Source organism: Phascolarctobacterium succinatutens (genome assembly GCF_023497905.1).
GTDB lineage: Bacteria > Bacillota > Negativicutes > Acidaminococcales > Acidaminococcaceae > Phascolarctobacterium_A > Phascolarctobacterium_A succinatutens.
Map to the genome: position 1 here is coordinate 368,109 of NZ_CP097284.1, position 19,569 is coordinate 387,677.

General features: G+C 45.0%; 19 protein-coding genes, 1 riboswitch and 1 other annotated feature (1 of these 21 cut by a window edge). All 19 genes read left to right on the plus strand.

Annotation, left to right across the window (positions count from 1 at the left end; translation table 11 throughout):
• Positions 1–18: 18 nt before the first annotated feature.
• The 19 genes from nikB to M5E81_RS01880 all read left to right on the plus strand — a co-directional run bounded on the left by nikB (position 19) and on the right by M5E81_RS01880 (position 19,357).
• Entirely contained in the window at positions 19–960 is a 942-nt protein-coding gene (nikB, locus tag M5E81_RS01790) for a nickel ABC transporter permease (RefSeq protein WP_009144812.1), read from the plus strand.
• A gap of 6 nt (positions 961–966) precedes the next feature.
• Complete coding sequence (gene nikC / locus M5E81_RS01795) at positions 967–1,803, plus strand: nickel transporter permease (RefSeq protein ID WP_009144811.1); 837 nt, start codon at positions 967–969, stop codon at positions 1,801–1,803.
• A gap of 82 nt (positions 1,804–1,885) precedes the next feature.
• Complete coding sequence (locus M5E81_RS01800; protein ID WP_249747733.1) at positions 1,886–3,460, plus strand: ABC transporter substrate-binding protein; 1,575 nt, start codon at positions 1,886–1,888, stop codon at positions 3,458–3,460.
• Positions 3,461–3,491: 31 nt separating this feature from the next.
• Positions 3,492–4,286 (plus strand): ABC transporter ATP-binding protein, encoded by a 795-nt coding sequence (locus M5E81_RS01805; RefSeq protein ID WP_249747734.1) that lies wholly within the window; start codon positions 3,492–3,494, stop codon positions 4,284–4,286.
• A complete protein-coding gene (locus tag M5E81_RS01810; RefSeq protein WP_249747735.1) occupies positions 4,276–5,256 on the plus strand; it encodes an ABC transporter ATP-binding protein in 981 nt (326 codons plus the stop codon). The genes M5E81_RS01805 and M5E81_RS01810 overlap by 11 nt, the downstream gene beginning before the upstream one ends.
• Before the next feature lie 892 nt (positions 5,257–6,148).
• Positions 6,149–8,521, plus strand: a complete 2,373-nt coding sequence (locus M5E81_RS01815) for a heavy metal translocating P-type ATPase (protein ID WP_419720853.1) — start codon at positions 6,149–6,151, stop codon at positions 8,519–8,521.
• 245 nt (positions 8,522–8,766) lie between these two features.
• Positions 8,767–8,976, plus strand: a complete 210-nt coding sequence (locus M5E81_RS01820) for a FeoA family protein (RefSeq protein WP_148495308.1) — start codon at positions 8,767–8,769, stop codon at positions 8,974–8,976.
• A 17-nt stretch (positions 8,977–8,993) separates the two neighbouring features.
• Positions 8,994–9,215 (plus strand): FeoA family protein, encoded by a 222-nt coding sequence (locus M5E81_RS01825; RefSeq protein WP_021720435.1) that lies wholly within the window; start codon positions 8,994–8,996, stop codon positions 9,213–9,215.
• Positions 9,216–9,229: 14 nt separating this feature from the next.
• Positions 9,230–11,377, plus strand: coding sequence for a ferrous iron transport protein B (gene feoB, locus M5E81_RS01830; RefSeq protein ID WP_249747737.1), 2,148 nt, complete (start codon positions 9,230–9,232; stop codon positions 11,375–11,377).
• Positions 11,378–11,391: 14 nt separating this feature from the next.
• On the plus strand, positions 11,392–11,562 hold the full coding sequence (locus tag M5E81_RS01835; protein ID WP_009144802.1) for a hypothetical protein: 171 nt from the start codon (positions 11,392–11,394) through the stop codon (positions 11,560–11,562).
• A 398-nt stretch (positions 11,563–11,960) separates the two neighbouring features.
• A riboswitch (ZMP/ZTP riboswitch) is annotated at positions 11,961–12,043 on the plus strand.
• Between the two features lie 76 nt (positions 12,044–12,119).
• Positions 12,120–13,331: an L-lactate MFS transporter gene (locus tag M5E81_RS01840; RefSeq protein WP_249747738.1), complete on the plus strand. Its 1,212-nt coding sequence runs from the start codon at positions 12,120–12,122 to the stop codon at positions 13,329–13,331.
• Between the two features lie 181 nt (positions 13,332–13,512).
• Positions 13,513–14,052, plus strand: coding sequence for a hypothetical protein (locus M5E81_RS01845; RefSeq protein WP_249747739.1), 540 nt, complete (start codon positions 13,513–13,515; stop codon positions 14,050–14,052).
• A gap of 144 nt (positions 14,053–14,196) precedes the next feature.
• Positions 14,197–14,439 carry a hypothetical protein gene (locus M5E81_RS01850; RefSeq protein WP_249747740.1) on the plus strand — a complete coding sequence of 81 codons (243 nt, stop codon included), beginning with the start codon at positions 14,197–14,199 and terminating at the stop codon, positions 14,437–14,439.
• Positions 14,440–14,994: 555 nt separating this feature from the next.
• Positions 14,995–16,416 carry an ISLre2 family transposase gene (locus tag M5E81_RS01855; protein WP_050787089.1) on the plus strand — a complete coding sequence of 474 codons (1,422 nt, stop codon included), beginning with the start codon at positions 14,995–14,997 and terminating at the stop codon, positions 16,414–16,416.
• A 192-nt stretch (positions 16,417–16,608) separates the two neighbouring features.
• The gene (locus M5E81_RS01860) at positions 16,609–16,890 is read left to right on the plus strand and encodes a DUF7724 family protein (RefSeq protein ID WP_009144797.1); all 282 of its coding nucleotides are present in this window, start codon (positions 16,609–16,611) and stop codon (positions 16,888–16,890) included.
• Positions 16,883–17,119: a DUF7723 family protein gene (locus M5E81_RS01865; RefSeq protein ID WP_009144796.1), complete on the plus strand. Its 237-nt coding sequence runs from the start codon at positions 16,883–16,885 to the stop codon at positions 17,117–17,119. The genes M5E81_RS01860 and M5E81_RS01865 overlap by 8 nt, the downstream gene beginning before the upstream one ends.
• Positions 17,103–17,384, plus strand: a complete 282-nt coding sequence (locus tag M5E81_RS01870; protein ID WP_009144795.1) for a DUF4160 domain-containing protein — start codon at positions 17,103–17,105, stop codon at positions 17,382–17,384. Before M5E81_RS01865 ends, M5E81_RS01870 begins: the two co-directional genes overlap by 17 nt.
• A gap of 130 nt (positions 17,385–17,514) precedes the next feature.
• Positions 17,515–18,009 carry a hypothetical protein gene (locus M5E81_RS01875; protein WP_249747741.1) on the plus strand — a complete coding sequence of 165 codons (495 nt, stop codon included), beginning with the start codon at positions 17,515–17,517 and terminating at the stop codon, positions 18,007–18,009.
• Between the two features lie 28 nt (positions 18,010–18,037).
• Positions 18,038–19,357: a uracil-DNA glycosylase family protein gene (locus tag M5E81_RS01880; RefSeq protein WP_249747742.1), complete on the plus strand. Its 1,320-nt coding sequence runs from the start codon at positions 18,038–18,040 to the stop codon at positions 19,355–19,357.
• A gap of 72 nt (positions 19,358–19,429) precedes the next feature.
• Positions 19,430–19,569 (plus strand) — a binding site (T-box leader) (it continues 73 nt past the right edge of the window).

Consider the following 19,569-nt stretch of genomic DNA (forward strand, 5'->3'; position numbering starts at 1 on the left):
TGATGGAGATGATGTGCTTTGACGAAAAAGCAGCTTCTGTCCCGTTTGGGACAGATCATCCTTGTTCTGCTGGGTATCAGCTTTATTACCTTTGCTTTGGTAATGCTGGCTCCAGGTGACGTTGTTCGCCAGATGATTGCAGGTAACGAGGATATTATTGTTAGTCAGGCCGAAATTGATGCACTGCGTGCTGAACTAGGTCTGGACAAGCCCTTCTTCTTCCAATACCTTGACTGGTTAGGAAGAGCTTTACAGGGCAATCTTGGCTTCTCTTACATGGTTAAAAAGCCTGTAGTTGAAGCACTTATGGAGGGCCTTCCCGGTACTATCGTACTTTCCTTGGCTTCTCTGATTATGATGATGGTGGTGGCAATTCCTGCCGGCATCTACTCTGCCGTAAAGCGTGGCAGCATGGTTGACAATATCGTGCGTGGCTTCACTTTTATGGGCGTATCCATGCCCGGCTTCTGGGTAGGCTTGATGCTACTGTGGTTTTTTGGTCTGAAGCTTGACCTGCTGCCCATCGTTGGTGGTGAGATTGGTATTGATACCTTGATTCTGCCGTCCCTGACATTGGCTATCGCTATGGCCTCCAAGTATACACGTCAGGTACGTACAGCAATTCTGGAGGAGCTGCATCAGGACTATGTTGTCGGTGCACGTGCCCGCGGTATGAGCGAAAGCCATATCCTCTGGAAAGAGGTTCTGCCGAATGCTATGCTGCCGCTGATTACTTTGCTTGGTTTGTCTTTAGGTAACCTTCTGGGTGGTGCTGCGGTTATCGAGATGGTTTTCCAATGGCCCGGTCTTGGCCGTATGGCGATTGAAGCTATCACCTACCGTGACTTCCAGCTTGTACAAGGTGTTGTCGTGTGGATTGCGTTGATGTATATGGTTATCAACCTCATTGTTGATATCTCTTACAATTATCTTGATCCGCGTCTGAGAAAGGTAAGGTAAGAGCAGATGGAAACAATTATCAATGGTTTTAAAACCAACCGTGCTTTTGCCGTAACCTCTGTTCTGGTGCTGTGTCTGTTGCTGATAGCAATCGCAGCTCCGGTAATTGCTCCCTATGACCCGACTCATGCTGCTATGAAAGATGCCTTTTTGGAACCCGGTGCACAACATCTTTTTGGTACAGATAAGTTAGGCCGTGACTGCTTCAGCCGTGTGCTGTACGGCGCACGAGCTTCTCTGACCGGCGTATTGGTTCTCGTAGCCAGCGTATTTGTTGTAGGTACTACGATGGGCGTTGTTTCCGGTTACTTCGGCGGTAAGGTTGATATGGTTATCATGCGTATCTCCGATATGATGATTTCCTTCCCCGGTATGATTCTGGCAATTGCAATCGCCGGTATTATGGGCGGCAGCCTGGTTAATGCAGTGTTTGCGCTGACGATTGTCAGCTGGACCAAATACGCGCGTTTATCCCGCAGTATGGTTTTAAAGGTAAAACGTCGTGACTTCGTAGAAGCAGCCATCGTTAATGGTGGTACTCCCGGCCATATCCTTTGGGTGCACATCCTGCCTAATATTCTGCCGATGATGGTTATTACCGCAGCAGCAGATATCGGTGCTCTGATGATGGAGCTTGCAGGTTTATCCTTCCTGGGCTTTGGCAGCCAGCCGCCTGCTCCTGAATGGGGCCTGATGCTGAACGAAGGCCGTCAGCAGCTGCAGACTGCACCCTGGCTGATGTTCTTCCCTGGTCTGGCAATTTTTGTTACCGTAGTAGTTTTCAACCTGTGGGGCGATAATCTGCGTGATGTGCTTGACCCGCGTGGTGATGTTGAAGATTAAGGCTTACTTGGTGAAGCTTTGATTTTCAGATATGTTTTACGTTTTTTGTTTAACTTGAGTATAAGAAATGGAGAGATGTACAATGAAAAAATCCTTAAAATTTACCGCAGCAGCGGCTATGATCGGCTTAATGGCATTTGCAGCAGCAGGCTGCGGCGGTGGCGATAAAAAAGCAGCTGTATCCAACGAAGTAGTAAAATTCGGTGTAACCAACTTTGCTGATAACTTGGATCCTGCCGATAACTTCTTCAGCTGGGTTGTAATGCGTTACGGCTTGGGCGAATGCCTGGTTAAATTCGACGAGAAAATGAACGCTACTCCGTGGCTGGCTGATAAATGGACTATTTCCGACGATAAACTGACCTGGACCTTCCACATTAACGATAAGGTTTGCTTCTCCAATGGCGATAAGCTGACTGCTGAAATTGCAAAAGAGTCCATTGAAAGAACCTTTAAATTGAACACCCGTGCTCAGTCCATCTTCCAATATGCTGAAATCAAAGCTGATGGCCAAAACCTGATCATCAAAACCAAAAAACCTGTACCGACTCTGCCGGGCATGCTGGCTGACCCTCTGTTCATCATGATTGATACTAAAGTAACCAACCGTGATATCAAAAAAGAAGGTCCTATCTGCACCGGTCCTTATGCTGTAAAATCCTACAGCAAGGCTAAAGCAGTAATGGTTGCTAACGAAAAATACTGGAATGGCAAGGTTCCGTTCAAAAATGCTGAAATCTCGACTATCGACGATCCTAACACCCGTGCTATGGCACTGCAAAAAGGTGAAATCGACTTTGCTATCAACATTGCAGCAGGTGACCTGCAGCTCTTCAAAGATAAAGCTAAATATAACATTTCCGAAATTGCTTCTCTGCGTACCGTATTGGCTCAAATCAATATGAACGAAGGCAAACCGTTGCATGATCCTAAGGTTCGTGCTGCTCTGATTCAGTGCCTGGACCGCGAAACCTACAACAAGGTTCTGCTGAAAGATACCTTTATCCCCGGCAAAGCACCTGTTCCGCCTTCCTTGGACTATGGCTTTGACCAACTGAAGGATCCGAATGCTTACAATCCGGAAAATGCTAAGAAGCTGCTGGCTGAAGCAGGCTGGAAGGATACCAACGGCGACGGCTATGTTGATAAAAACGGCAAGAACCTGGAAATCGACTTCGTATTCTACAGCGGCCGTGCCGAGCTGCCTCTGTATGCAGAAGCTACCCAAGCTGATGCTAAGAAAATCGGTATTAAGGTTAACATGAAGAACGTTGACTATAACGTACTTGACCCGATGCGCCGCAATGGTGAATTTGACTTGATTATTTCCAACATCCTGACTGCTAACACCGGTGACCCGGAAGTTTACCTGAACTGGTACTGGAAGACCAATATCAACGGCAGCCAGCCGCAAAACTCCACCGGCTACAGCAATCCGCAATACGATGCACTGTCTGATAAGCTGGCTGTAGAATTTGATCCGGCTAAACGTCGCGATTACATGATTCAAATGCAGCAAATTCTGCTGGATGACGGCGCAGCTCTGTTCTTTGGCTATCCTAAGACCAACATGGTATCTAAAGCAGGCCTGGCTAACGCTAATATCTTCCCGGCTGACTACTACTGGCTGACCAAAGATGTTTGCCCGAAACAATAATTAATTAAAGAAATAAAGAGGTAATTGTTCAATGCTTCTTGAAGTAAAAGATTTAGACATCAGCTACGGCGACAAGCTCACCGTAACCGGTGCTAGCTTAGAATTGGATAAGGGCGAGATTATGTCCATCGTTGGCGAGTCCGGCAGTGGCAAAACAACCGTTATCCGCGCTATTATGGGTTGCCTGCCTGGTGCTGGCCGCGTTAGCCGCGGCAGCATCATCTTTGATGGCAAGGATGTATTGCAAAATACCCCTGATGAATGGCGCAAAATGTATGGCAGTGAGATGTCCATGATTTTCCAGGACAGTGGCAACATGATTAATCCTATCCGCCGCATCGGCCAACAGTTCATTGACTATGTTCAGGCGCATCAGCCGGATAAGTCCAAGGATCAGGCTTACAAGATGTGCTGCGATATGCTGACTAACGTGCGTCTGCCGAACCCGGAAAATATCATGAACAGCTATCCGTTTGAGCTGTCCGGTGGTATGCGTCAGCGTGTAGGTATTGCTATGGCTATGATTTTCAGCCCGAAAATCCTCCTGGCCGATGAACCTACCAGTGCGTTGGACGTAACTACTCAGGCACAGATTATCCGTCAGATTGTTGATATTCGTGACGAATACGGCGTGGCCGTTATTATGGTTACGCATAACCTGGGCGTTGCTTCCTACGTATCCAACAAGCTGATGGTTATGAAGGGCGGTCATGTTGTGGAATATGGCAAGCGTGAAGACGTTATCGGAAATCCGCAGGATGAATATACGAAGCAGCTGCTTAAGGCAGTACCAGTCATAGGAGGGACGACATATTATGAGCAATAATGAAAAACCAGCCTATGAACGTACTAAACTGGTACTGGAGATTAACCACCTTACCAAAAAATTCGCAGTTGACGGCGGCAAGTTTCTGACTGCCTGCAATGACATCACCCTGCGTGCATACGAAGGCCGTACCCTGGGCATCATCGGTGAATCCGGCTGCGGTAAGAGTACACTGGTGCGTACTCTGCTGCGTATTCACCCTGCTACCAGCGGTGAAGCTATTTTCGAAGGCCACGATTTGATGAAATCTAGCGGTGAACAGCTGCGTCAGGACAGAAAGAACATCCAAATGGTGTTCCAGGATCCTACTGCTGCCTTCAATCCGAAGATGCTTGTTAAGGATATCCTCACCGAGCCTTTGAAAAACTTCGGCCTGATAAAAAACAGCGAGGTAGACGCCAAAGCAGCAGAGCTGCTGGAAATGGTTGAGCTGCCTGCTGAATTCAAGGACCGCTATCCGCACAGTATGTCCGGCGGTCAGCGTCAGCGTCTGGGCATTGCCCGCGCTCTGGCACTTGAACCGAAGATTATCGTGTGCGACGAGGCAACCAGCGCGCTGGACGTTTCTGTACAGGAAAAAATCTGCGAGCTGCTGTGCCGCATTCAAAAAGAAAAAAATATTACCTATCTGTTTATTGCCCATGACCTCGGTCTGGTAGACCTGATGTGCCATCAGGTTGCGGTAATGTACTTGGGTAACCTTGTAGAATGGCTGGAGCACGGCCGCATTGCAGAACAGTGCAAGCATCCGTACACCAAGGCACTTATGGGTGCTGTATTTAAGGTAGACTTCAAGCCGGGAGAAAAGATTGAGCCGTTGGAAGGCGAAATCCCGAGTCCGCTGGACCTGCCGCCGGGATGTCCCTTTGCCAGCCGTTGCGAGCACTGCACCGAGCATTGCGTACAGGTTAAGCCTGAGCTGAAAGAGGTTGAGCACGGCCATTGGGTTGCCTGCCACCTGTTTGATTAAGGCAGTCCTAAAGCAATATGCGCAAGCATAGAGCTTATCTTAAAGTAATTTTCTCCATCAATTTTTATAGTGGGTACGGCGAATGTGCTGTACCCATTTTTTTCTTAGGAATTTTTATCACTAATTTCATGAGTGAGTATTGACTCATACGTTATTTGTGTTATAATATAGGTATCAAAGAATTTACTGAAAGGTGTTATCACCTTTCCTATTATTTTTTATATTACATATGAATAGATACTCATATGAAGAGTGAGACAACCTGAAAAGAAAGGTGGTAGATACAATGAAGAAAGATTTGGAAGATATCCGTAACGGTGCCGGCGATGTAAGAGCATTTCGTCATATTGACGGCCATATCAATAGTGTAGAGGATTACAGCAAGCATCCGGAAGGCTGCACCTGCGGTCACTGCGGTAAGGATCATGATCATAAAACTATGGGACATGTGCCTAAGCATACTCATGGCGATGCTTGTGGTTGCGGACACGACCACGATCATGACCATGACCATGAAGAGCATTCCCATGAGCATGGCGATGATTGCTGCTGTGGTAATGATCATAAGCATGAAGATGAAGAACACGCTCACGCACATGCGCACGGCGACGAATGCGGCTGCGGACATGACCACGACTATGAGCACGAACATACTCATGCGCACGGTGACGAATGTGGCTGCGGACACGACCACGGCCACGAGCATGAACATGCTCACGCACACGGTGACGAGTGTGGCTGCGGACACGACCACGGCCACGAGCATAAACATGCTCATGCACACGGACATCACGTTCCCGGTCATCCTGCTGACTGTAATTGCGAAATCTGCCATCCGCATGAGGAGTACTGCGATGTATGCGGCGAAAGCCTGGCTAATTGCACCTGCCGTATGCCGGATGCCGATAAAATTAAGCGCGTATATATTCTGCAAAACCTTGGCTGTGCTAACTGCGCTGCCAAAATGGAATACAAAATCAAAGAGCTGCCGGGTGTAACCTATGCCAACGTAAGCTTTGCTACCAAGCAGCTGCGCCTCAGCGCTGCTGACCATGAGGCTTTGCTGCCGGAAATTCAAAAAATCTGCACATCTATTGAGTCCGACGTTGTGGTAGTACCGCGTGACCGCCGTCCGCAATTAGGCGGCAAGAGCAGAGTTTATCTGGTGCATAATCTGGACTGCGCTAACTGCGGTGCCAAGATTGAACGTGCGCTGAACGCTATGCCTGAGATTGATGAAGCTACCCTGACCTTTACTACGAAAAAGCTGCGCGTAAGTGCTAAGAATTACAATGGTCTGCTGGAGAAAATGCAGGCTGTAACCGATAAGGTAGAAGAGGGCGTTGTACTGCTGGAGGCTGAAAGCAAGCCTTCTCTGGCTCCTGAGCTGGAGGAACGCAAAAAATCCGGCGGTATCTTCTCCGAGCTGAGCGAAAAGCAGACGATTATAGAAATTGTACTTGGCGGTGCAGTATTCATCATCACCGAATGGCTGGGCTTGGTGCCGGAAGCATATCATATGTACTTCCTGATTTTTGCCTATATTCTGCTTGGCGGACGCATTGTGCTGACTGCTTTGAAGAATATTGCGAAGGGTAATGTATTTGACGAAAACTTCCTCATGACCGTTGCAACATTGGGTGCGTTTGCTATTCAGGCTTGGGAAGAGGCTGTAGGCGTTATGTTCTTCTATCGTGTGGGCGAATACTTTGAGCAGCGTGCGGTGGAAAAGAGCCGTGGCCAGATTATGGACGCTGTTGACCTGCGTCCTGAGGTTGTCAACCTGCTGGTAGGCGAAGATGTGAAGGTTATTCCTGCCGCTGACGCACACGTAGGCGATATCCTGCTGGTGCGCGTAGGCGACCGTATTCCTCTGGATGGCGTTGTTATCGACGGCGAAAGTCTGGTAGATACCTCTCCTGTAACCGGCGAGCCTGTGCCTGTAAAACGCAAATATGGCGATGAGGTTGTTTCCGGTTGCGTGAACACCTCCGGTATGCTGAAAATCCGTGTAGAAAAGGTTCTGGAAGAGTCCATGGTAACCCGCATTCTGGACAGCGTAGAGAACGCTGCTGCCAGCAAGCCGACTATCGACCGCTTCATTACCCGCTTCGCACGTATCTATACTCCGTTTGTTGTTGCTGCCGCAGTACTGACTGCTGTGATTCCGTCCCTGATTACTGGCGACTGGAATAAATGGATTTACACCGCGCTGACCTTCCTTGTTATCAGCTGCCCCTGCGCACTGGTGCTGAGCGTGCCGCTGGCTTTCTTCTCCGGCATCGGCGCCGGCTCCAAGTACGGCATTCTCTTTAAGGGCGGCGTTGCTATGGAGGCTTTGAAAAACATTGCTGCCGTAGTTATGGATAAAACCGGTACCGTTACCAAGGGTAACTTCGTGCTGCAGAAGGTTAATGCTGCCGAAGGCATGAAAGCTGACGAGCTGCTGCGCCTGTGTGCAAGTGCAGAGCTTGTTTCTACCCACCCGATTGCCGTAAGCATTGTAGAGGCTGCTAAGGCTGAAAAGCTTGAGCTTGTACGCCCCGATAAATTTGAAGAAATTGCCGGTGAAGGCCTGGTTGCGTACTTTGGCGCACGCAAGGTTCTGTGCGGCAATACCAAGCTGCTGCAACGCTTTAACGTTGAATACGGCGGCTATACTCCTACCGAAAGCGGCAGTGAGGTGCTTGTGGCCGACAATGGCTTATACATGGGCCAGCTGCTGATTAACGATACTCTGAAGGAAGATGCCAAGGAAGCAATTGCTTCGCTGAAGGCACAAGGCCTGGTAACTGCTATGCTCACCGGCGATGCGCAGAAGGAAGCGCAGGCTGTGGCTAAGGAAGCAGGTATTGACGAGGTACGCGCTCAGCTGCTGCCGCAGGATAAGCTTAGCGAGCTTAATATGCTGCGCAACAAGTACGGCCCGGTTATGTTCGTTGGTGACGGCATTAACGATGCGCCTGTATTAGCCGGTGCGGATGCCGGCGCTGCTATGGGCAGCGGTGCAGATGCAGCGATTGAGGCTGCCGACGTTGTCTTCATGAATTCCGAAGTGAAGGCTATTCCGCAAGCGATTGCTATCGCGCGTGCAACAGGCGCGATTGCCTGGCAGAACGTAATTTTCGCTCTGACTGTTAAGGTTATCATTATGATTGCAGGCCTTATGGGCTATGCTTCTATGTGGGCGGCAGTCTTTGCGGATACCGGTGTATCGCTGCTGTGCGTGCTGAATTCTATCCGTATTCTCTACAAAAAGATATAATAAAAAGCTATAGCTAATATGCTGATTTGCTTTACATCGGCTGACTATAAAGTCAGCCGATGTTTTTTTTGTAAACATGACAGCGTAAGCTAACCAATTTTGTAAATTAGCGTAGGATTTTACAAAAAATGCTTGACAAAAATTTATAGCTGGCGTAAACTTTCAATAGTAGTTAGGAGTGTCTAACTGCTATTGAAATCGTGTCAAGTTAGTATCTGCTAACAATTTTTTTGGAGGGAATTATGATGCCTTTATTAATGGCCCGTCGTGGCGAGACTAACAAGATTAGCGCTGTTCACGGCAAGGATGAAATCAAACGCTTTCTGGCTAACCTGGGCTTTGTAGAAGGCTCAGATGTAACTGTTATTTCTGAAATTGACGGTAATCTTATTGTCAATGTGAAGGATGCCCGCATTGCCCTGAGCAAGCAGATGGCAGCCAAAATATTTATCTGATGCAAGTGGAGGGTGTTATGAAAACATTAAAAGAAGTTCCTGTTGGTGAAACAGTTACCGTTGCTAAGCTCGTTGGCGAGGGTGCGGTAAAAAGACGTATTATGGATATGGGCGTGACTAAAGGTGTGAGCGTATTCGTACGTAAGGTTGCACCGCTGGGTGATCCGGTGGAGGTAACAGTACGTGGCTATGAGCTGACTTTGCGTAATGGCGAGGCTGAACACATCGTTGTAGAATAATTTGGAGGGAAAAGATGAAACAGATCAAGATTGCCCTGATTGGTAACCCTAACTGCGGCAAAACAACAATGTTTAATGATTTGACAGGTTCCAACCAATATGTTGGTAACTGGCCCGGCGTAACTGTAGAGAAAAAAGAAGGCGGCCTTAAAGGTCATGATGATGTAATTATTACCGACCTGCCCGGTATTTACTCCTTGTCCCCGTACACTTTGGAGGAGGTTGTTTCTCGTAACTATTTGCTGCAAAATGATGTTGATGGTGTGCTGAATCTGGTTGACGGCTCTAACATCGAACGTAACCTGTACCTGACTACCCAGGTTATGGAGATGGGTTATCCTGTAACTATTGCTTTGAACATGATTGATATCGTCCGCAAGAACGGCGATAAGATTGATACCGCTAAGCTGGCTGCCGAGCTTGGCTGCGAGATTGTGGAAACCTCCGCACTGCAGGGTGAAGGTACCGGTGAGGCTGCCGAAAAAGCAATTAAAGCTGTCGGCGGTGCTGCACCGAAATATATGCGCTTCTGCAGCGAGGTTGAGGATGCTCTAACTGCGATTGCCCGCGAAGCCGGCAACAAGGTTCACGGTATTAGCGAGCGTTGGCTGCTGGTCAAGCTGTTTGAGCGTGATAAGAAGATTGCTGAAGCTTTGGGCCTGAGCGAAGGAGAGCAGGCTAAGATTGAAGAAATCGTTGCAGCCTGCGAGGAAGCACTTGATGATGATGCCGAAAGCATTATTACCAACGAGCGTTATAACTACATTGGCGAGCTGATGAGCAATGCTGTTGTCAAAGGCCATACCGGTCTGACGATTTCCGATAAAATCGACAGCATTGTAACGAATCGTTTCCTGGCTTTGCCGATTTTCGCGATTATCATGTTCCTGGTTTACTATATCGCTGTAGAAACTATCGGTACGGTTGTAACCGACTTTACTAATGATACACTGTTCGGCGAATGGATTCAGCCTTGGGTGCAGGAGCACATGGAGGCTGCCGAATGTGAGGATTGGCTGGTATCTCTTGTTGTTGACGGTATTATCGGCGGCATTGGCGCACCGATTGGCTTTGCTCCGCAGATGGCGATTGTTTTCCTGCTGTTGAGCTTTTTGGAGGACTGCGGTTATATGGCGCGTGTAGCCTTCATTATGGACCGTTTCTTCCGTCAGTTCGGGATGAACGGCAAGAGCTTCATTCCTCTGCTGATTTCCGCAGGTTGCGGCGTACCGGGTATTATGGCTTCCCGTACTATTGAAAACGAAACCGACCGCCGTCTGACTATCATGACTACAACTTTTGTTCCCTGTGGTGCTAAGCTGCCTGTTATTGCTTTGCTTTCCGGCGCTATTATGGGCGGTGACTGGTACATGGCACCGATTATGTACTTCGTAGGCTTCTTTGCTGTTATTACTGCCTGCATCATTCTGAAAAAGACTGAGCTGTTTGCCGGTGATCCTGCTCCGTTCGTTATGGAGCTGCCGCCGTACCATCTGCCTGCTGCTAAGAACGTGTTGCTGCATACCTGGGAGCGTGTTGCTGGCTTCCTGAAAAAAGCCGGTACTATTATTTTCCTGTGCTGCGTTGTTATGTGGTTCCTGGCAAGCTTTGGTATTGATGAAGGCTCTGTTGCTATGGTTGATACTGAAAAGAGCTTTGTTGCTTACATCGGTAACGGTCTTGCTCCTATATTCGCTCCTCTGGGCTTTGACAGCTGGCAGGCTGTGGCTGCTGCCTTCTCCGGCTTTGTGGCTAAGGAGTCTATCGTCAGCACGATGGCTATTCTTTCCGGTCTGGCTGAGGCTGCCGAGGATGAGCCTGATTTGTGGACTGCTGTTATGGCGTTCTTCCCGAGTACTGTTGCAGCGTTCTCCTTCCTGGTGTTCAATCTGCTGGATTCTCCCTGCCTGGCAGCGATTTCCACTATGAGCCAGGAGATGAACAGCAAGAAGTGGACCTGGGCAACTATCCTCTTCCAAAACCTGTATGCTTACAGCATCTGCCTGATGGTCTACCAGTTCGGCAGAGTGCTTGTCGGTGGTGAAGCGTTCAGCTTCGGTACTGGCGTGGCTGTCGTTTTCCTGATTGCGTTTCTGTATCTGCTCTTCCGTCCGGCTAAGAAATATAACAAAGAGACGGTTATGAGCATTGATGCAAAATAAAAGAGGTGTTTCGTATGGCAACCTGGATTATTGGTCTGATTATTGTTGGTTGTGTGTATTTGGCATCCAAGCAGGTCATCAAGGCACATAAAACCGGTGGCTGCATTGGCTGTGATGCCGGCGGTGGTAAGGCTTGCTGCCCGCATTGCAAGCATACGACAACTGTAAATCTTCGTAAGAAATAATTTTAGTATGATGAGTATTGAAGGGCCGCGCGTTCGCTCGGCTCTTTTTGTGTTTGTGTGAGCTTTAGCTTAACCTTCTTGCCTGCCCCATAGGGGAAGGTGCCGAACGAAGTGAGGCGGAAGGGGGTTATGTGCATCGCAATTGATATATCGCAACCCTTCCGTCTGCTCGCAAAGCTCGCAGCCACATTCCCTTTCAGAGAAGATATAATGATATATTGAAACTCTAATTTTCTATATGCTCCCTGCAAGGGAGCTGGCATCGCCGTAGGCGATGACTGAGGGTTGTGCCCCTTGGGGAAGGTACTCTTTTTCCTACACTATATAGTAACAAAATATTAACAAAACACTATATGTTGACAATTACGGAATTTTGTGTATAATAGAGTCATAACCTAATGCAGTCTGCTTCCTGACGGATAAGTGGAATTGACCACGTGGAGGCAGATGAATGTATGCGCCGACCGTCTGGGCAAAATCGCCCAGACGTTTTTTCTTTATAAGGAGCAAAAGAGAAAACCCGGGTGACTAGGTAATACTTATAAAGAGAGGTATTCATGATGCAACAGACAAAAAACAGATGGCTGATCGTGCTGGCAGCCATCGGCATTCACATCAGCATTGGCAGCGTATACGCATGGAGTGTACTGACGAAGCCTATTATGCAGGCTATGGGTTTTTCGCTGAAGGAGGTTACCTGGACCTTTTCGCTGGCGATTTTGTTCTTGGGAACTTCAGCAGGCTTTTTGGGAACGTATGTTGAAAAATACGGACCGCGCCGCAGCGGTCTGATATCCATGTGCTTTTTCGTAAGCGGTCTGCTGGGTACGGCCTATGCACTGACGCAGCACAGCCTGCTGCTGTTATATCTTTTTTACGGCGTTATCGGCGGTATCGGTCTGGGAACAGGCTATATTACGCCGGTGTCTACACTGGTGAAGTGGTTCCCCAATAATCGCGGTCTTGCAACCGGCTTGGCGATTATGGGCTTTGGCTTTGCCAGCCTCGTTGCAGGTCCGTTGATGCAGATTTTGATTGCTAAATACGGCCTGGTAGAAAACTTTGTGATTCTGGCCTGCATCTACGCAGTAGTGATGACTGCTTCCGCGCTTTATCTGGAGCCGCCTAAGCAGGAAACTGCAGCAGGCAAAGGACAGTTTAAGGCAAAGATGCCTGAGCATGTGCAGTACTCCGTGAAGGAGGCTATGCACACCTGGCAGTTTTATGCTTTGTGGTGGATTTTCTTTACGAACATCACCTGCGGTATCGGTCTTTTGGCTGTGGCTTCGCCTATGGCACAGGAGGTTATCGGTATGTCTCCGATTGCGGCGGCGTCTATGGTTGGCATCATCGGCTTGCTGAATGGCGGTGGTCGTATTGTGTGGTCCACTATTTCCGACTACATTGGTCGCGCAAATACCTATCTGGCATTTTTCGTGATTCAGATTGTGGCCTTCTACCTTTTGGGTGGCGTAAATGAAAGCTTTATGTTCCAACTGCTGGTGTTTATCATCATCACCTGCTACGGCGGCGGCTTTTCCTGCATGCCGGCATATCTGAGCGATTTGTTCGGCACCAAGCAGCTGAGCGCAATTCACGGACGTATTTTAACAGCGTGGGGCCTGGCAGGTATTGCAGGACCGCTGCTTTTATCCGTAATTTACGAGCGCACACACAGCTACAGCTTTACGCTGTACTTCTTCAGCGCCTGCTTTGTAGTAAGCCTGCTGCTGGCAGCAGTGCTTAAGCTGAAGGGCAAAACTGCCTGAGCTTTTGCCTGAAGAAGTAATTTCCACTGAAAAATAACTTTTTTAGCTCAAAAAACGAAATATTTTAAGCGTCCTACCCTAAAACATGTTTTGGGGTAGGGCGCTTTTTCGTTACCGGGCATATAATAAGCGTAGAGAAAAGCAAAAAGCTTAAGCAGATGTAAAAAAGGGGGCGTACATTATGAAAAAGCATTTTAAGTATTTGGCTGCGGCAGGTTTGATTGCTGCGCTGTTTTTGTCGGCGGGCTGCGTAGATGATGCCAAGGACAAGAAGCCTGCGCCTGAGACGGAGAAGAGGGTGGAGAATGTTGTAGTAAAACCTCAGGACGGGAAATATTACAGATATCCCGATTACATTAATGATGTGACCAAAACACCGAAGATGACACCGGAAATAGTTAAGTACATTGATGATTTTGCTTCGACGCTTAAATTCCACCCGGATTCCAAGGGCAAATTCACCAATACCTCCCTGATAAAGAATCCGGAAGAAACAACTCACTATATCAATATGTCTGCCCTTGGACCCAATCATAACAATAAGATAAAGTTTAAAAATTCCAAAGGTAAGGAAGTTTATCAGCAGGAGGTTTACAGCATCAATATGACGATAGATGCCGCTACCGATAAATTAAAGTCTGTAAGATGCTCTATTTTCGAACAGAATCCGGATATTCCTGACGGTCAAACTACATATGTTGTGAAAAAAAGATTTGATTGACCTGTTTTAGCATAAATCAATAAAAATTTTAAGCGTCCTACCCTAAAACGGCTTTTGGGGTGGGGCGCTTTTTAGTTCCATAGCATATAATAAGCGTAGAGAAAAGCAAAAGCTTAAGCAGATGAAAAAAAGGAGGCGAAGATTATGAAAAAGCAATTTAAGTATGTGGCTGCGGCGGGCTTGGTTGCAGCACTGCTTTTGGCAGCAGGCTGCGGTGATGATGCCAAGGACAAAAAGCCTGCGCCTGAGCCCGATAAGAAGGTGGAGAATGTTGTAGCAAAACCTCAGGATGGAAAATATTACAGATATCCCAGTTACATTAAGGATGTGACGAAAACACCTAAAATTACGCCGGAAATGCTTAAGTACATTGATGATTTTGCATAGACGCTTGAATTCCATCCGTCTTACAATGGTAAATTCGTCAATGATTCCAAGATAAATAATCCTGATGAAAAATATCATGCTATTTATCTGTATGCCCTTGGACCCAAGCATAACAATAAGGTAAAGTTTAAAAATTCCAAAGGTAAGGAAGTTTATCAGCATCAGGTTTACACCATCAATATGCAGTCAGAGGCTGCTACCGATAAATTAACGTCTGTACTATGCTCTATTTTCGAGCAGAATCCGGATATTCCTGATGGCAAAACTACATATGTTGTGAGAAAATCCTTTGATTGAGGTGCACTTTGCAATGGTGTTATGGTATTTACTAAGAAAGAAATGCTTATCTTAACAAGCTGCCGATGAAAAGCAGTATATGTGGCGGTGAGATAAGTGAACTGCTGTGAGCCGCTGCGCGTGAGCGTGGCGGCTTTTTGAAGTGGGCTAGCGTAAAGTTTTTGTAGGAAAAACGGGAAATAAAAATAAAAGAGAACACCAAATTGTGTTATGATTAAGTGACCAAACAAAAACAAATACACAATGGAGGTGTTCTCTTTGCATACTAGTATACAACGTTTTGTCGCATTTGGCACTTATAATTTGCAAAAAGCTATTGAAAAATTTATTTCCCATCCGGAAGACATAGCTAGCTTTGTTAACGATGTTCAACAAGAAGTTCTGAAGTTTGGTCTGGATATTATTTCTGAGACGTTGGAGGATTGCAACCAATTCCTCGTAGAAAGTGAAGCAAGAAAGCAGAAATGGCATGTAGTTCGTACTGACTTGAAGCAGCTACTTACTTCCATGGGACCAATTATATTTCATAAAACTCTATTTAAACATAAGGCAACTGGCAAGAGCGAGTATCTTTTAGATAAATATCTAAAGATAGAGAGCCATGAACGTATTAGTGAGGACGCCAAGGCATGTATCCTTAAAGAAGCTTCTCAGACCTCTTACCGGAAAGCAGGTGAAAACGCCAGCATTCTGGATATGGTGAGCAAACAGGCCGTTATGGACATAGTCCATGAGTTGCATTTCCCCAAAGAGAAATATAGCGGGGAGAAAAAGGTAGTAAAATACCTTTATGTAGATGCTGACGAGGACCATATTGCATTACAGAAGGCAGGAGAATTGCATTCTACAATTACCAAAATGGTATATGTCTACGAAGGCATAGAGTCTGAATATCCTGGAAGCAAACGCAGGAGATTAGTAAATCCACACTACTTCTGTGGCCTATATTCAGGCAAGGAGAATAAAAGGTTATGGGTACAAGTATATAGATATATTGAACAACATTATGATTTAGATAAGATAAAAAGAATTTATATAAATGCGGATGGAGGTATGTGGATAAAAACAGCCTTGTCACACCTAGATAAGTCTAAATATGTTTTGGATGGTTTTCATCTTAACCAAACCCTGTTTAGGATGACAGCATGCCTTAAAGGAGCAGCAGGAGACGCAAGAAGTAGAATTTGTTCTCTGATTGCAGCAGGAAAACCAAAAGAATTGCAGAAATTAGTAAAGAAAATAGCAGAAGGAACGGATACCAAAGCGGATGAGAAGAGGCTATTGGATGGTCTAGATTATCTTCTGAATAATTTCAAAGCTGCCCAAGCTAGATTAAGTAGGGCCAAAGGACTGGTGGCATGCAGCGCAGAAGGGCATGTGAGCCATGTATTGAGCGCTAGAATGAGTAGTAGGCCAATGGCGTGGAGTTTGGTAGGTGCTGATGCAATGGCAAGGCTCAGAGCATACAGCTTGAACGGCGGAAAGATGATAGATCTTGTTAGATTCCAAAAGAAGCCTATTGAAATCGAAGAAGATGAGATTTGCTTTACACCACAACAAATGATTGCTTTTGAAAACAAAGCTCGCAGACCCTATGGTAAATATTTTGATGGAATTCAGTGTGGAGTAAGCTCCCAGACCATTAAAAAGATGTGGTTCCAACACCAAGTTAGACTTTGAGAATGCTTGGCGGCCCTTGAATGGTATGCCAAGCTCGAATAACTTAATTAGTAAGACAAAATTGGTGGAGTCTGTCCTTTTGATTCCTACAGTAAACTGACGCGGCCTTGAAGTGGTAAATAGTTATCAAAAAGTTATTCGTGTGATATAATTTGAGTAGAGCTGATCAGCAATTTATGAGGTGGTGAAAATATGGAGAACAAAGATACAGCTTATTTGAGCAACAAAGATGGGTTTACGACTTTTTCTTATGGTGGTTATGATTTTCGTTTTAAAACATCAGATAGGTTAGTGAAATATTTAAAAGTTAAAGAATGGGATGCTCCATATGGATACATTGTTGTTGATTGTTTGCACGAAAAGTTAGGTGTGGTTGAAGACTATATTGATTTGCTTCCCATGCTGGATAACTTATATTTTAATGCTAAGAAATTTTTAGCGCCGATAAAAAAAGTGGAGGTGCGTTATGGCTGATGTTCAAAAATTAGCAGATGCTGCTGAGGTTATCGTTCAAGGATATGCGTTTATTGATAGGGGCGAGGGTGTAACTGTTATAAATTTGCATAAGCCTGATCATGCTGCTTATTTCTATAATCATGAGCTTGTAGAAACTAATATGGATGATATCGAAGCGTATAAAGTCAACAAGCTTTATCAGGCTAATGTGAAGTATATGGAGAAGGATTATGCCAAAGTACTTTGATTTTAAAGTTTGCGGATATTATCTTTATTTTACAAATAAGTGCATTATTGAATGTATGCATGTACATGCTAGTGATAAAAGACTTTCAGAAGCGGGTTCAGCAAAGTTTATTGTAAAAGGTAACGGCGATACAGAACTGATGAAGCAAGGTACGTTAAATGATTTGGATGTACGTAAAATACAAGGATTTATCAAAGAACATTATGTAGAAATGTATGACTTGTGGTCAGCATGGAGTGATAATGGATATTATAGGGGAAAGTAATAATATGCCTTTGATTTGGGAGATGGCTAGGGAGAAAGAGCTTGGGGTAGCTGTGCCGTTTTTGCCATAACGTGTGTAGTATAATGCAAATTAAGATGAATTAAAAATATTCTTGTTGGAGGTATAGTTCATGTCAGGAATAGGTCCGTGTTTAATTTTTCTTTTTTTAGCGCCAATTATATTCGTTGCGTTGATTGCATTCGATTCTGCTAAGAAAATGAAGCCTGAGCAAGATAATTCTTCTATTTGTGATAATACTAGAGCAACTGAGCTTCCTAGCTCTAGTCCTATTGCCAAAACAGATGCTTATGCTGTGTCTGCTTTGAAGAAAGATCGCTATAATCCTAATAATAAAGAAACTCGTGCTTTAGAATTTAATAGAATATTAAGTGAAAATAATAATGAGAGTAAGCGTGTAGCTAAAAAACAAAAAGATTATAGCTTAGTTAATGATGCGTATTATAAAGCTTATAACGAAGTGGAATCAATGATGACAGATTATAATGCAGCTAAAGAAATTACTAATAATCGTGCGGATTTAGCTACTTTTGAAGATGGCTATCATTTTGATAATTATGCTGAAGATTTTAAACAGGACACTGACAGCGATAATGAGAATTATTGACGTAATATAAGTTTTGGAGGTTAAGGGTATGTCTGACACAAATAACCCTAACAACTTTGAATTTCCATTTCAAAAGAAGCATATTAATGCTTGCTCTGGTGTTGAAGAATTATTGCCTCTGTGGAAATTAGCACATAAATGCGAAGTTAATACAGACTATATTACCGGAAATGTACCTGGTTATGCTTTTTTACCTGATGGGATAATTAACGAAGAAAGTTTTGCTAAAAGTTCGCCAAGAATTTTGTTTATTGCTAAAGAAGCTTATTGGTATGGTGAACACGATGATGATAAAGCGGCTACTAAAAATGCTGAAACTGTTATGTTTTGGCATCGCAGGGTAGCTTATGGTGAAGTGCCGGAAACGATTTTCTCTAAGCGTCTTGCTATGCTGGCTAATGCTATTTTTAATGATGATTTTAAGACGATAAATAAAGACCATACCGCTTTGCGTTCTGTCGCAGTTATAAATTTGAATAAGCGTGGAGGGTTTGTTGGTTGCGTATGGAAAACTTTAGAGGAATATGTAAAACGGTATGCTGAATTTATCAGCCAAGAGATAGAATTAATTTCTCCTGAATTAATAGTGTGTTGTGGAGATGGAGTACGCTGGCTGTTAGAAAATTATATTCGATTAGATAAGCAAATCAATGTTATTTCATTGTACCACCCTAGCTGTTGGAGTATTAGCGATGAAAAATATCTTCAGATGCTGCAAAAAGCTCTTGCAGGTAATGTTGTAAGTGATAGTGAAACTCTTTCCGTTATAGAAAATGCAATTGAAAGTGAAAATAAAAACCTTTCTGCTGATAAAGATATAATTGAAAGCGAAAATGTCGAACTTCCTGCTACGAAAAATGTAATTGAAAAAGAAGATTCGGCTAGAAGTACTTATATGAAGATGTATGGTGCTGGGACTACATTCCAATTTAACAAAAAAGCAAATGTTTATTATGATACGTTAGCACACAGTCCGCAAAACTATCCATATATAGCTTTATATACGGATAAGGCAGTAAGAGCTATAGGTAAGGTGAATGCTGTTATTGTAACTGAATTTGCAGATAATGTATTACTGTATCGTGCTGAACAGGGTGAAATAACAGATGAACGTAAGCAGACGATACTTGAAGCTATAGAGGATGGTAAAAAGTATGGTTACAATTTGCTTAGATGTCCGCATAAATACTTTTTTGTTGAGCAATTTTTCCAGACGGAATATAAAAAGACTTCGTATGGTGGAGCGCGATTTGTTAAAGTGTTTGATTTAAACAAATTGCTGGGAATTGATGAATTGCCTTCAACAGAAGAAATAGCCAATATACTTGCTGAAAAAACATGGGAGTGAGAATAATTGCTTTATTTCTCCTCTTGACAATCCCACCTGTTCCTTGCTAAGATATAGAGTATAACAAAATATCTACAGGCAAGGAACGAGAGGCTTATCTCCGTAAAGCCACTAAAGAGAAGCAGCGGTTGGTGCAAGCTGTGTGGCGGTGAGGTGAGTGTAGCTCGGGAGCTGTTTTGCTGAACATTGCAGTAGGCAAAAACGTGCGCACA

Excerpts from the sequence above, each read along its gene's own strand:
- nikC (WP_009144811.1), top strand. The coding sequence starts at position 967 with ATGGAAACAATTATCAATGGTTTTAAAACCAACCGTGCTTTTGCCGTA.
- M5E81_RS01800 (WP_249747733.1), top strand. The coding sequence starts at position 1,886 with ATGAAAAAATCCTTAAAATTTACCGCAGCAGCGGCTATGATCGGCTTA.
- M5E81_RS01805 (WP_249747734.1), top strand. The coding sequence starts at position 3,492 with ATGCTTCTTGAAGTAAAAGATTTAGACATCAGCTACGGCGACAAGCTC.
- M5E81_RS01810 (WP_249747735.1), top strand. The coding sequence starts at position 4,276 with ATGAGCAATAATGAAAAACCAGCCTATGAACGTACTAAACTGGTACTG.
- M5E81_RS01815 (WP_419720853.1), top strand. The coding sequence starts at position 6,149 with ATGCCGGATGCCGATAAAATTAAGCGCGTATATATTCTGCAAAACCTT.
- M5E81_RS01820 (WP_148495308.1), top strand. The coding sequence starts at position 8,767 with ATGCCTTTATTAATGGCCCGTCGTGGCGAGACTAACAAGATTAGCGCT.
- M5E81_RS01825 (WP_021720435.1), top strand. The coding sequence starts at position 8,994 with ATGAAAACATTAAAAGAAGTTCCTGTTGGTGAAACAGTTACCGTTGCT.
- feoB (WP_249747737.1), top strand. The coding sequence starts at position 9,230 with ATGAAACAGATCAAGATTGCCCTGATTGGTAACCCTAACTGCGGCAAA.
- M5E81_RS01835 (WP_009144802.1), top strand. The coding sequence starts at position 11,392 with ATGGCAACCTGGATTATTGGTCTGATTATTGTTGGTTGTGTGTATTTG.
- M5E81_RS01840 (WP_249747738.1), top strand. The coding sequence starts at position 12,120 with ATGATGCAACAGACAAAAAACAGATGGCTGATCGTGCTGGCAGCCATC.
- M5E81_RS01845 (WP_249747739.1), top strand. The coding sequence starts at position 13,513 with ATGAAAAAGCATTTTAAGTATTTGGCTGCGGCAGGTTTGATTGCTGCG.
- M5E81_RS01850 (WP_249747740.1), top strand. The coding sequence starts at position 14,197 with ATGAAAAAGCAATTTAAGTATGTGGCTGCGGCGGGCTTGGTTGCAGCA.
- M5E81_RS01860 (WP_009144797.1), top strand. The coding sequence starts at position 16,609 with ATGGAGAACAAAGATACAGCTTATTTGAGCAACAAAGATGGGTTTACG.
- M5E81_RS01865 (WP_009144796.1), top strand. The coding sequence starts at position 16,883 with ATGGCTGATGTTCAAAAATTAGCAGATGCTGCTGAGGTTATCGTTCAA.
- M5E81_RS01870 (WP_009144795.1), top strand. The coding sequence starts at position 17,103 with ATGCCAAAGTACTTTGATTTTAAAGTTTGCGGATATTATCTTTATTTT.
- M5E81_RS01875 (WP_249747741.1), top strand. The coding sequence starts at position 17,515 with ATGTCAGGAATAGGTCCGTGTTTAATTTTTCTTTTTTTAGCGCCAATT.
- M5E81_RS01880 (WP_249747742.1), top strand. The coding sequence starts at position 18,038 with ATGTCTGACACAAATAACCCTAACAACTTTGAATTTCCATTTCAAAAG.